We start from the raw sequence: 13,365 nt of genomic DNA, 5'->3' as shown, positions 1-13,365 counted from the left end.
AAAAACTTATGTTGGCGATTACTTTACAAGAAACTGCAGAAGCTGCTGCTCAAAATGGAGAGACTGTCGTAGAGGAAAAAACACTTTCTTTTATGGACTTACTTTTTAGTGGAGGCTTAGGGGGTACGATTATTATTTCTATTCTTTTTGTTCTTTTTGTTGCTGCAATTTATATTTATTTCGAACGTCTTTTTGCGGTAAAAGCAGCATCAAAAACAGATGCTAATTTTATGCACCAAATTAAAGATAATGTGGCGACAGGCAATATTGAAGGTGCGAAAATACGTTGTGCTCAAGAAAATTCCCCAGTAGCAAGACTTACGGCTAAAGGGATATCACGTATTGGTAGTCCGTTAGAAGATATCAATACAGCTATAGAGAATGCAGGAAGGTTAGAAGTATATAAATTAGAAAAAAATGTAAGTGTATTGGCTACCATTGCTGGAGCAGCGCCTATGATAGGATTCTTGGGAACTGTAATTGGTATGGTTTTGGCTTTTCACGAATTGGCTACCAGTAGCGGTCAAGCCGAAATGGGGTCGTTAGCAGAAGGGATTTATACCGCTATGACAACTACAGTTGCTGGACTAATTGTAGGAATCGTTGCTTATATTGGGTATAACCATTTAGTAGTGAAAACCGATAAAGTAGTGCATCAAATGGAAGCTACCGCAGTAGATTTTCTAGATTTACTAAACGAACCAGCATAATATGAACTTAAGAGGAAGAAATAAAGTGAGTCCAGAGTTTAGCATGTCTTCTATGACAGACATCGTTTTTCTCTTGCTTATCTTTTTTATGTTAACATCTCCGGTAATTACACCAGAAGCTTTAGATCTTATTCTTCCCAAAGCAAAAGGGAAGACAAGTAATGTGCAAAGTTTAGCGGTAAGCATTAATAAAGACTTAGAAATTTTTATCAATTCAGATCAGGTATCTAGTGATCAATTGGAGCTAGAGCTGCAAAAAAGATTATCGGGAGAAGAAGATCCTACCATTATTTTACGTGCAGAAGAAAGTGTGCCTATTCAAAATGCTGTAAGCGTGATGGATATAGCCAAGAGAAATAAATATAAAGTAGTTTTAGCTGTAAAGCCATAAATATGAGTTTACTAGAAACCAAATACGAGAAGAAGTCTGCTATCATTACTACGGTAATATCAGTGGGTCTTATTTTATTGTTATTGTTTTTTGGTTTCACTTATTTAGATCCGCCGCCAGAAAATGGGATTGCGATTAATTTTGGAACGAGTAATGTTGGTTCAGGTGATGTTCAGCCTACAGAGCCTGTAAAATCGGCACCCCAACAAAATACAACACCACCTAACGAGCCTCAAGAAGAAATGAGTACTCCGTCAGAGGAAGAGGTGGCTACGCAAGATACCGAAGAAGCTCCTGTAATCGAAAAAGAAAAAGAGCCGAAAAAAGATAAATCTCAAAAGGAAAAGAAAGTTCAAGATCCAGTAAAAGAGGTAAAACCTCAAAAGGAAAAAGAACCAGAGAAAGCACCAGATCCTAAACCTGAAAAGTCAACTTCAGATGCTTTAAATAGTATTCTTAACGGTCCGGAAAAGGATGGAAAAGCAAATGGAGGAGAAGGGAATGATAATCAGGCTGGAGATAAAGGAGATCCCAATGGAGACCCTAATGCAAGTTCGTACTACGGACAAGGAAAAGGTCTGGATGGAGATGGTAATTACCGTCTAGGGGGAAGAAAACCTCTAAATAAAGAAAAATTTCTGCAAGACTGCAATGAGTCTGGTGTAGTTGTAGTAAAAATAGAAGTGAACCAACAAGGAAAAGTGATTAACGCCGTCGCTGGTTCTCGGGGAACAACCAATACTGCACCCTGTCTTATGGAGCCTGCAAAACGTGCAGCTTTGGCGACTAAATTTAATAGTGATGCCAACGCACCTGTAAAGCAAACGGGTTATATCGAATACGAGTTTAAACTTTCTGAGTAACAATTTTATGACTTACCAAGAAACCTTAACTTGGATGTTTGGGCAGCTACCTATGTACCAACGCCAAGGAAAATCGGCCTTTAAAAAAGACCTTACCAATATTCTCGCTTTCGCGGAAGTTTTACAGCAACCACAAAATAATTTTAAAAGCATTCATGTAGGAGGAACCAACGGGAAAGGTTCTACAAGTCATATGCTCTCTTCAGTTTTACAAGAAGCAGGTCATAAAGTGGGTTTATATACTTCTCCGCATCTTAAAGATTTTACCGAACGAATTAAGATTAATGGCAAAGAGATTCGTAAAGAATTTGTTGTAAATTTTATAGCGACACACCGAGAGTTTTTAGAGCAACAACACCTTTCTTTTTTTGAAATGACTGTGGGGATGGCTTTTGATTATTTTAGTCAAGAAAAGGTAGATATTGCTATTATAGAAGTAGGCCTTGGAGGAAGATTAGATAGCACTAATATTGTAAACCCCATACTTTCCATCATTACCAACATAGGAATGGATCATACCCAATTTCTAGGAAATACAATTAGTCAAATTGCTACTGAAAAAGCTGGAATCATAAAAAAAGAGACTCCCGTAGTTATTGGAGAAACTTCAGCAGAATCAAAAGATGTCTTTATTCAAAAAGCAAACTCAGTGAAATCACCTATCGTATTTGCTGAGGATGAAAAGAAAGTGAACTTAGAATCTGATTTAAGAGGAGATTATCAAGAAAGTAATAAGCAAACCGTAACAGTAGCAGTCCGCCAACTTAGAGATCAAGGCTGGAGTTTATCTAAAGAGAATCTTCAAAATGGGTTGGTAAATGTAGTTCAGAATACAGGATTAAGAGGTAGGTGGGAGGTATTGCAAGATCAACCTAAGGTTATTGCAGATACGGCTCATAATAGAGAAGGTTTAGAAATAGTCCTTCATCAGTTAAAAAAGTTACAACCTAAAAAGCTTCATATGGTTTTAGGCTTTGTAAATGATAAAGATTTAGATCAACTTCTTCCTATGTTTCCAATAGACGCTATTTATTATTTTTGTCAGCCAAATGTGATAAGAGGAATGGAGGTAAAAGTATTAGCAGACAAGGCTGCGGCTTTTGGCCTAGAAGGAAAAATGTATACATCTGTTACAGAGGCCTTAACTCATGCTAAAACAAATGCTGGTTCAGAAGAAATTATTTATGTGGGAGGAAGTACATTTACAGTGGCAGAAATAATTTAAAAGTTTTATTCTTTTTCTTGTGATATCTCTAAAATGTATTATATTTGCACTCGCATTATATGCGGGCGCTTAGCTCAGTTGGTTCAGAGCACTTGGTTTACACCCAAGGGGTCGGGGGTTCGAATCCCTCAGCGCCCACTAAACCTGGAGTTTGCTTCAGGTTTTTTTAATCTACTATAATGTACGGGCGCGTAGCTCAGTTGGTTCAGAGCACTTGGTTTACACCCAAGGGGTCAGGGGTTCGAATCCCTTCGCGCCCACACAAGAAAAAAGGCTTCCTAATCTAGGAAGCCTTTTTTTTATGTCCATAGCTCTAAGAGTCTTTCTAGTTGCATTCCGCGAGATCCTTTTATTAGAATAGTGTTGTTTTCTAGTGATTGTTGAGAAACGTATAATTTCATTTCATTAAACTCTTTAAAGGAAATGACTTTATCGGTGTGAGTTTTGTAGAAGTTTTCACCGCAAACTATGGCTAAATGGAAATCTAGATTTTCTAAAAGCTCTACAATTTGTTGATGTTCTTCATCTGAAGTTGGGCCGACTTCAAACATGTCTCCTAAGATAATGGTTTTTTGTTTTGAGGATAGAGTGTCTAAGTTTTCTATAGCTAACGCCATACTGGTAGGATTGGCGTTATACGCATCTAAGATGATAGTGTTGTGATTAGTTTCAATAACTTGTGATCTATTGTTACTTGGAACGTAATTTTCTATCGCTTCTTTAATCGAGTTAAGCTCTACTTTAAAATATAGTCCGATTGCTGTAGCTGCTGCCATATTAGCGCTATTATACTTGCCGGTGAGTTGAGAGTAGATAATTTTATTATCGTGCGTAATGGAAGCTGAATGGTTGTGAGAATGGTTGCTAATGGCGTAATTAGCTTCTTTCATTTCTCCAAAGCTAATGGTATTTTGATAGGAATTACATTTCTCTACTTGAATTTTATCTTCAGTATTTATGAAAATGATTCCTTGGTTAGAAATTAGATAATTGTATAGTTCACTTTTCCCTTTAATTACACCTTCAATTCCTCCAAAGCCTTCTAAGTGAGCTTTCCCGAAATTGGTAATATAGCCAACATTTGGTTCAGCAATTTCACATAAAGCTCTTATTTCTCCTTGATGGTTTGCGCCCATTTCTACAATTCCTATTTCTGTTTCTTTGGTCATAGAAAGTAGGGTGAGGGGTACGCCTATATGGTTATTTAAGTTTCCTTTGGTGGCAACTACCCGATATTTTTTTTGAAGAACTGCTGTGGTGAGTTCTTTTGTGGTTGTCTTCCCGTTACTTCCTGTAATAGCAATGATGTCTATCTTGAGGTAGTTGCGATGATAATTTGCTAGAGCTTGTAATGCTTCAAGACAATTATTTACCAAGATGGTATTTTCGCTTTCAAAATCTTTGTCATCTATAATTGCTTTAGTCGCGCCTTTATCAAGAGCTTGTTTTGCAAATTTGTTTCCGTTGAATTGATTTCCGCTTAAAGCGAAAAATAAATTGTTGATTTTTAGAGAGCGAGTATCAGTAGAAACTCCTGTGCTGTCTAAAAATAGTTGATGTAGTTTAGAAATATCCATAGAATGAAAAGTAAAAAAAAGCCCTTTCGTGACGAAAGGGCTTTTTTGTGATATGTGTAAATAATATAATTAGTCTCTAGCTCTTTTCCCTTTTTGAGATTTAGAACCTACTCTAGACATTGCATTTCTAAACCCGATATAATCTGTAGCCATATCTTGTGGGAAATATCTTCTTTGTGCAGGATCTAACCAATAAGCTCGATCTCTCCAAGAACCTCCTTTATAAACTCTAACTTCATTATCAATTAAGGTAGTTCTGTTAGCGTCTGTATCATATTGTCTGTCTAATCCAGTAGCGTTACCCGTACTGTCTTTTTGTACATTTACTTTATGTTGAGGAGAGTTGTACATTCTAGTCTTGTCACTTTCAGAGTAATCTCTACTTGAGCTAAGGTCACCATCTCTAAAGTCTCTATTGTCACTTTCTGAGAATTGAGTTCTTAAGTAAGTGTCTTCTGAGGTTACTGCTTCTTGAGCAATTTCTCCTGGAAGAGCTCTAGCGATGATACTACCATTACTTAGTGTATCGAAAATAACACTATCTGATTGTACAATTTTTACCGTACCATCTTTATTGATTGCATTTTTAGTATATACGTTACCTCTATAGTAGTTAAAGTCATTAAATTCATCATCTACAATTGGTCGGTAAACATCGGCTACCCATTCGGCAACATTACCTGCCATATCGTAGATTCCAAAATCATTTGGAGAGTAAGATTTGATTTCAGCAGTAATGTCAGCTCCATCATCAGACCATCCAGCGATTCCACCGTAATCTCCATCTCCTTGCTTAAAGTTAGCTAACTGATCTCCTCTTTTTCTTCGGCCACCATCTCTAGTGTATTGTCCATCCCAAGGATATTTTTTTCTACCTCTATATTTGTTGTACTCTCTTACTGAAGACATTCCTAAGGCTGCGTATTCCCACTCTGCCTCGGTTGGTAGTCTGTAAGCTGGTAATAATACACCATCTTTACGCTGTACATAATTATGAGTAGAATCTTCATCTACAACTTCTACAAGTCTTGCTGAAGCTCTTCCTCCTTTTGTTAAAGAGTCGTTACCTCCATATACTTTAGACGGAGCGTTGATATACGTTTCTGAGTTGAAAGTTGAAGCAGGGTCAGCTTTAAATCTTGCTCCCTTTGCTGTATAGCCTTTCTCTTCTAAAACCATTTCATTAACACGGTCTGTTCTCCATTTGCTAAATTCTGTAGCTTGGATCCAGTTTACACCTACAACAGGATAGTTTTGGTAAGCTGGGTGACGAAGGTAGTTATTGGTCATAGTTTCATTATAACCTAATCTATTTCTCCATACTAACGTATCTGGTAAAGCACCGTAATAAATATTTCTATACTTTTCTTCGGTTGGATCGAAAGTGTACTTTAGCCAATCTAAATATTGAAGATACATACGGTTAGTTACCTCTGTCTCGTCCATATAAAAAGACTGTACGTGCTGTTGAGTTGGAGTGTTGTTCCAATCGTGCATTACATCATCTTGAACTTTACCCATTGTAAAAGTTCCTCCTTCTACGAATACTAAACCGGGACCGGTTTCTTGCTCGTCATAGTCGGTTTTGTATTTTAAATTACCATCTTTTCCATCGAGCCTCCATCCGGTTGCACGGGAATTGTCTTTGTAATCTTCAGAGTTGTTACATGCCGTAAAAGAAGCAGTTATAGCAATTAAAAAGATTGATTTAAAAACAGTTTTTAATCTCATATCACAGTAAGTTTGTAAATATTTTGGGCTTGCAATATAGTAATTAACGTGAAATTAACAAGTTTGTTTTGAAAATTTAGCAGATATATTACTTTTTTTTGCGTAATTCTTAATTAGATAAACGCCTAAAGCTTAAGAATCGTATGTTGATTATTTAATATATTTTTGAAAGCTGTAAATATACTACAATAATATATTTAACGTTTAATTTGATGATGAAGTATTTCTACATTTTATTTTTGATTGGTACTATAGCAGTTTCTGCCCAAGAAAGAACTATTTTAATACCAGATGATTTTCAAGAAAAATCAAATTTTTCAATTGATGATGACGCTAAGCAAATGACTTACAATTATCAATGGAAAGAAAATGGATCTATTAATAACTACCAAGTTAAAAGTGTGTCCTATGAGTCTAATGAAAAAATAGATTTGAATAGGATAGATAAGAAGTTAATCCCGTCTATTCCAAAAGTGAAGCTTGTAAGCTCTATAGCTAGAGATGATAGTTATTTTGTAGCTTCTGTAAATCCTTTAGTGAATCAAAACGGGCAAATAAAAAGAATTTCTTCTATTACGATTTCTTACACTAAGTTGTCTGGTCGGCCATCATCTGTTTCCAGCACGCCATCGATATCTAATTCTGTTCTAGCTTCTGGGGAATGGGCTAGATTTTATGTACCTAAAACGGGAGTGTATAAACTTTCTAAAACTTTTTTAAATAGTCTAGGGGTTGATTTATCTAATCCTAACTCTATAAAGATATACGGTCACGGCGGAGAAATGCTTCCGTTAAGAAATAATGAAAATGAATTTTATGATATTCCGCAAATCTCTATTCAAGTTGTTGGTGGGGAAGATGGAAGTTTTGATGGAAGCGATTATATTTTATTCTACGGAACTGCTGTGCATAATAAATGGAGTGATGAAAATGAAACTACTCAAAATTTGTATGCAGATCGCTCTTACTATTATATAACCTCTGGCGGAAATAATGGATTAAGGGTTTCTAGTTATATAGAACCTACAGGTAGTGCGCAAGTGAGCATTAATACTTTTGATGAAGAGCAAGTGTATGAAGTTGATGAATATAGTATAGCTAAAGCTGGAAGAAAATGGTTTGGAGATCGCTTTGATGTGGAGAATGAGAAATCTTATGAGTTTACATTTAAAAATCTTGTAACCTCAGAACCTGTACAAATTATAGGTAATGTGGTTGCGGCTTCTGAAAGTTCTACAACGATGAATGTATCGCTTAACGGTCAAAGTTTAACAGATTTAAACTTTTCTACAATTAATGATGATATTTACGGAAGAAGTGCCATTATTAATGAGGTTGCAAGTGTAAATGGTGATGAAATTAACGTAGATTTAGTTTACAATAATTCGGGGAATCCTTCTAGTTTAGCATACTTAGATTATTTGCGTATTCAGGCTAAACGTTCACTAATTGCAGACAACACCCAGATGCAATTTGCTTATAATGATGCCGCGACTACCTCGGGAATTGGGGAGTATGTAATTCAAAATACGGGGTCTATTTCACAAATTTGGGATATTACTAACAGAGATAATGTAAGGTCTATTTCTAATTCACAAAATACCAATACCCTAAATTTTAAAGCGGTAATGGGAGAGAGAAGAGAGTATATCGCTATTTCGGATAACGACTTATATACCCCGCTTAAAGAAGTAGATGCATCTGTAGCAAATGTTAACTTAAAAGGAAATGTATTTAGAGATAGTCAAGGTAATTTTCAAGATTTAGATTATTTGATTGTGACTAATCAGGATTTGTTGAATCAAGCTAATCGTTTAGCTCAATTCCGTAAAGATCGTGATGGGTTAGCGGTAAAAGTAGTGTTGGTGGATGATATTTATACAGAATTTAATTCAGGTAAACAAGATATTGGAGCTATTCGGAATTTTGTAAAGTATATATATGACAATGCTTCTAGTCCGGCTAAGCGTATTAAGTATTTAGGACTTTTTGGCGATGCATCTGTTGATTATAAAAATAGATTAGAGAATAACAATAGTATTGTACCTACATTTCAAAAGTTATATAGTCTTGGAGTGGGTACATCTTCAGCGGCATCTGATGATTTTTTTGGAATGATGGATCCTCAGGAAGGATCTATGAGTTTTGATAAGTTAGATATCGCTGTAGGAAGGATTTTAGCTGATACACCACAATTAGCAAAAATAGCAGTAGATAAAATTATAAATTATGAGAGTAAAGATTCTTATGGGAGTTGGCGTAACAATTTTGTTTTAATTTCAGATGATTCAGACAGGGATACCACGAATGGTGGTTACGGGTTACAGGTACAGCTAGATGCTCTAGGAGATAATATTTCGGCAAATAAACCTTTTATAAATGTTAAAAAAATACACAGTGATGCTTTTGAGCAAGTTTCTAGCTCGGGTGGCTTTAGGTATCCTCAGGTAAATGAAGAAATAGCGAATGCTATAGAAGTAGGTACAAGTGTTATTAATTATTTGGGACACGGGAACGAAAATGGATTAGCTTCAGAGCGTTTGGTCACAATCCAAGATATTGAAAGTTGGCAAAATGAAAATAAGTATAATGTATTTGTAACCGTTACCTGTGAGTTTACAAGATTCGATAATCCATTAAGGCTTTCTCCAGGAGAAGTAAATTTGTTTAAAGAGAAAAGTGGTTCGGTTGCTATGGTGACCACCACACGTTCTATAAGTGTTTCCGATGGAGTAGATTTTAATAATGACTTCGCTCCATTTTTATTTAATTATTCGGGTAGTGACGATAGTGTAGCAGAGGCTGTAAGAAAGGGAAAAAATACTTTAGCAAGTGGAGGTAGGGTTATTTTTTATTTTGGGGATCCAGCGATGAAACTTCAATTGCCAGATCCTCAAATTAATTTAACAGCTATAAATGATGTGCCTATTTCACAATCTATAGATACACTTAAAGCATTAGATTACGTTAAAGTAGCTGGAGAGGTGGTAAACACAGGAGGTGGACTTTTAACTAATTATAATGGGGAGTTATCTACTATAATTTTTGATAAAAGAATAGACAGGCAAACTTTAGGAAATGATGGTACATCCGATAGTGATAATAACCTTCTAATTATGGATTTCACTACGTTAGGAGAAATTATTTTTAGGGGAAGAGCCTCAGTAACCAATGGTAAATTTGAATTCGATTTTGTAGTCCCAAAAGACATAGCGATTCCTGTAGGGAATGGTCGTATTAGCTTTTATGCTGAAAAAGAAAATGAGTTAGAGGATAATAAGGGATATAACAATGACATTCTAGTAGGGGGTATTAATGAAGATGCTCCAGAAGATAATATAGGACCGCAAATAAAACTTTATATGAATGATGAAAGTTTTGTTTCGGGCGGAGTGACTAACTCGTCACCGTTTTTATTAGCAAAGCTAGAAGATGAAAATGGGATAAATACTGCCAGTGGTATAGGTCACGATTTGGTAGCAATATTAGATGGCGATGAGACAAACCCTTTTGTTGTCAATGATTATTATGAAACCGAACTCGATGATTATATGCGTGGAAATGTAAATTATAAGCTACGAGATTTAGAAGAGGGTTTACATACACTTACTTTTAAAGCATGGGATGTTTACAATAATTCTAGCACGGCAGAAATTCAATTTGTAGTGGCGGGAGATGAAGATTTGAAAATCACCAATGTTTTAAACTATCCTAATCCATTTCATAATTATACCGAGTTTTGGTTTAACCACAATAGACCTTTTGAGCCATTAGATGTGCAAGTGCAGGTATTTACCGTTACCGGAAAAGTGGTTTGGACGAGGAATCAACAAATAAATACGAAAGGGTTTTTGTCTCGAGAAATCACATGGAACGGAAAGGATGACTTTGGAGATGCGATAGGAAAAGGAGTGTATATTTATAAATTAACGGTTAAATCTATGCTAACCAATAAGAAAGTAGAGAAATTTGAAAAGCTGGTTATTCTATAACTCGAATAAAACTATATATTTGCAAACATTTAAGAAATCATATGAAAAAGATAACAATATTCCTTTTAGGAGCTATTACATTATTTAGTTACAAAGCAAATGCGCAAAGTGAAACTGAAGCCCCTGGCATTTCAGATCGAGTAATTACGACAGGTGTTCCGTTTTTATTAATCTCTGGAGATGCTCGAGCATCTGGTTTAGGAGATCAAGGGGTGGCTACACCAGTAGATGCTTACTCTCAACAATGGAATCCAGCAAAATATGCTTTCGCGGAAAAACAACAAGGAGTGGGGCTTTCTTATGTTCCTTATTTAAGAGAGTTAGTGACCGATATTAATTTAGGGGTATTAACTTACTATAATCGCTTTAGTGAACGTAGTGCAGTATCTGCTAGTTTGCGTTATTTTGGTCAAGGGGAAATTGAGTTAAGAGATACTCCAGAACAGCAACCAGATATCGTTAGTCCTAATGAATTTGGTTTAGACGTCTCTTATGCCTTGCGTCTAGGAGAAGAGATTTCGATGGCAGTAACAGGACGTTATATTCGTTCAGATTTAAAAATAAAATCAGATGTGAATGATGCACGTGCCGCTAATTCTTTTGGAGTAGATATTTCAGCTTTCTACCAAAGTGAAGAAATTGCCTATAGCGATTTCAACGGTCGTTGGAGAGGGGGAGTTAATATTTCTAACATCGGTCCTAAGATTAAATATGATGATGCTGGTTCAGAAAATTTTATTCCGACTAATTTTAAAGCTGGAGCCGGATTCGATTTTATTCTAGATGCCTCTAATACTATTGGAGCTTATGGAGAATTTAATAAATTATTAGTACCAACACCAAGCGATTCTAATGGAGATAATTTAATTAACTCTGAGGATGATTGGTATAATGAAAGTTCTTTTGGAGCCGTTTTCTCTTCTTGGGGAGATGCACCAGATGGATTTAGTGAAGAGTTAAAAGAAATTACTTGGTCGTTAGGAGCAGAGTATTGGTATGAAGATAGTTTTGCTTTTCGTTTAGGGTATTTTAATGAAAGTGAAGAAAAAGGATTTAGAAAATTCTTAACCTTAGGAGCAGGATTTAAATATTCTATTACGCAAATAGACGTTTCTTACTTATTTTCAACCTCAAAAGCAGTAGCCAATCCGTTAGAAGGAACTTTAAGGTTTAGTTTATCTTTTAATTTTGGAGAAGATTACAGTGAATATTAATAACATTCTTTAAGATAGTTTTAAAATGCCGAATTACAATTCGGCATTTTTTTGCTTTATATTGTTCCGCCTAAAAAAGTGTAATGAAAGAAAAGAAAATTATAACAACCGTTCAGGTTTTTGAATCGATTGATGAATTACCAAAAGATGCTCAAGCCTTAATGATGGAGGCTCAGAAAATACGAGGCAAAGCTTATGCTCCTTATTCTAATTTTTTAGTGGGAGCAGCTTTACGACTCGACGACAATACAATAGTGACGGGAAGTAACCAAGAAAATGCCGCATACCCATCAGGCTTATGTGCAGAGCGTACAGCAATTTACTATGCGGGTTCTCAATATCCCGACAAAAAAATTAATTCTATGGCTATATGTGTAAAGTCACCACAAAAGGTAATTACACAACCTACACCTCCTTGTGGGTCTTGTAGGCAAGCTATAGCAGAATATGAGGTAAACCAACAACAGCCTATAGAAATTTATTTTATGGGAGAAAAAGGAAATGTAATCAAAGCAAAAGCGTTGTTAGACCTCTTACCCTTGGCTTTTGATGCAAGTTTTTTGTAATTTTAAATTATAAAGCGCTAAAGTGTTTTTCCTTTAGTAGTTATTATATTATTTTTGCTTCTCGCTAAAAATGGCTTAGCGATAAAATAAAATTTTCATGAGAGAAATCACCAAAGAAACTTACCTTAAATGGTATGAAGATATGTTGTTTTGGCGCAAGTTTGAAGACAAGCTAGCGCAAGTGTATATTCAACAAAAAGTACGTGGATTTTTGCACTTATATAATGGTCAAGAAGCAATTTTGGCTGGTGCTTTACATGCGATGGACTTAGAGAAAGATAGGATGATTACCGCTTACCGTAATCACGTTCAACCTATTGGTATGGGCGTAGATCCTAGAAGAGTAATGGCAGAGCTTTACGGAAAAAAAACTGGAACATCTCAAGGTTTGGGAGGTTCTATGCATATTTTTTCTAAAGAACACCGTTTTTATGGTGGACATGGTATTGTAGGTGGTCAAATTCCTTTAGGTGCAGGAATGGCTTTTGGAGATAAATACTTTAAGAGAGATAATGTTACACTCACCTTTTTTGGAGATGGAGCTGCAAGACAAGGTACTTTGCACGAAGCCTTCAATATGGCGATGAACTGGAAATTACCAGTAGTTTTTTGTGTAGAAAACAATGGTTATGCTATGGGAACTTCCGTAAAGAGAACTTCTAATCACGAAGATATCTGGAAGTTAGGTTTAGGTTATGAAATGCCTTGCGGACCTGTAGATGCGATGAATCCAGAAAAAGTAGCAGAAGCGATGGATGAAGCTATCGAAAGAGCTAGAACTGGAGGAGGACCTACTTTCTTAGACTTAAAAACTTATCGCTATAGAGGTCACTCTATGAGTGATGCTCAAAAATATAGAACTAAAGATGAGGTAAAAGAGTATCAAAAAATTGATCCTATTACTCAAGTTTTAGATAAAATTAAAGAGAACGATTGGGCAACCGATGAAGAAATAAAAACGATCGATAAACGCGTAAAAGATTTAGTAAGCGAATGTGAGAAGTTTGCCGATGAATCTGAATATCCATCAACGAGTTTGATGTACGATGCGGTTTACGAACAAGAAGATTACCCTTTCACTCCTCATAAAATATAA

Annotated in this window: 10 protein-coding genes and 2 tRNA genes; 10 read left to right on the top strand and 2 right to left on the bottom strand. The window is 35.8% G+C overall.

Translation table 11 applies throughout. The features are described from left to right. Positions 1-8 precede the first annotated feature (8 nt). The 6 genes from LX95_RS00235 (at position 9) to LX95_RS00210 (ending at position 3,449) form a co-directional block, all read left to right on the top strand. Entirely contained in the window at positions 9-710 is a 702-nt protein-coding gene (locus tag LX95_RS00235; RefSeq protein ID WP_111539420.1) for a MotA/TolQ/ExbB proton channel family protein, read from the top strand. Between the two features lies 1 nt (position 711). After that, complete coding sequence (locus LX95_RS00230; protein ID WP_111539419.1) at positions 712-1,101, top strand: ExbD/TolR family protein; 390 nt, start codon at positions 712-714, stop codon at positions 1,099-1,101. Between the two features lie 2 nt (positions 1,102-1,103). Next, the gene (locus tag LX95_RS00225) at positions 1,104-1,964 is read left to right on the top strand and encodes an energy transducer TonB family protein (RefSeq protein WP_111539418.1); all 861 of its coding nucleotides are present in this window, start codon (positions 1,104-1,106) and stop codon (positions 1,962-1,964) included. A 7-nt stretch (positions 1,965-1,971) separates the two neighbouring features. Continuing rightward, entirely contained in the window at positions 1,972-3,189 is a 1,218-nt protein-coding gene (locus tag LX95_RS00220; RefSeq protein WP_111539417.1) for a bifunctional folylpolyglutamate synthase/dihydrofolate synthase, read from the top strand. A 63-nt stretch (positions 3,190-3,252) separates the two neighbouring features. Beyond that, positions 3,253-3,327, top strand: a tRNA-Val gene (locus tag LX95_RS00215). 47 nt (positions 3,328-3,374) lie between these two features. Continuing rightward, positions 3,375-3,449: transfer RNA gene (locus LX95_RS00210), tRNA-Val, on the top strand. Between the two features lie 39 nt (positions 3,450-3,488). On the opposite strand, the gene LX95_RS00205 is transcribed toward LX95_RS00210, so the two are convergent. Continuing rightward, positions 3,489-4,766 carry a UDP-N-acetylmuramoyl-tripeptide--D-alanyl-D-alanine ligase gene (locus LX95_RS00205; protein ID WP_111539416.1) on the bottom strand — a complete coding sequence of 426 codons (1,278 nt, stop codon included), beginning with the start codon at positions 4,764-4,766 and terminating at the stop codon, positions 3,489-3,491. Positions 4,767-4,835: 69 nt separating this feature from the next. Beyond that, entirely contained in the window at positions 4,836-6,497 is a 1,662-nt protein-coding gene (gene gldJ, locus LX95_RS00200; protein WP_111539415.1) for a gliding motility lipoprotein GldJ, read from the bottom strand. 215 nt (positions 6,498-6,712) lie between these two features. Here gldJ and porU point away from each other — a divergent pair, with 215 nt between their 5' ends. From porU to pdhA, 4 genes are all read left to right on the top strand, one after another. Next, a complete protein-coding gene (porU, locus tag LX95_RS00195) occupies positions 6,713-10,489 on the top strand; it encodes a type IX secretion system sortase PorU (protein WP_245924697.1) in 3,777 nt (1,258 codons plus the stop codon). A 41-nt stretch (positions 10,490-10,530) separates the two neighbouring features. Beyond that, positions 10,531-11,703, top strand: a complete 1,173-nt coding sequence (gene porV / locus LX95_RS00190; protein ID WP_111539413.1) for a type IX secretion system outer membrane channel protein PorV — start codon at positions 10,531-10,533, stop codon at positions 11,701-11,703. 83 nt (positions 11,704-11,786) lie between these two features. Continuing rightward, positions 11,787-12,269 (top strand): cytidine deaminase, encoded by a 483-nt coding sequence (gene cdd / locus LX95_RS00185; protein ID WP_111539412.1) that lies wholly within the window; start codon positions 11,787-11,789, stop codon positions 12,267-12,269. Between the two features lie 97 nt (positions 12,270-12,366). Further along, complete coding sequence (gene pdhA, locus LX95_RS00180; RefSeq protein ID WP_111539411.1) at positions 12,367-13,365, top strand: pyruvate dehydrogenase (acetyl-transferring) E1 component subunit alpha; 999 nt, start codon at positions 12,367-12,369, stop codon at positions 13,363-13,365.

Source organism: Mesonia algae (assembly GCF_003253545.1).
GTDB lineage: Bacteria > Bacteroidota > Bacteroidia > Flavobacteriales > Flavobacteriaceae > Mesonia > Mesonia algae.
This window is presented reverse-complemented; position numbering and strand designations above follow the sequence as displayed.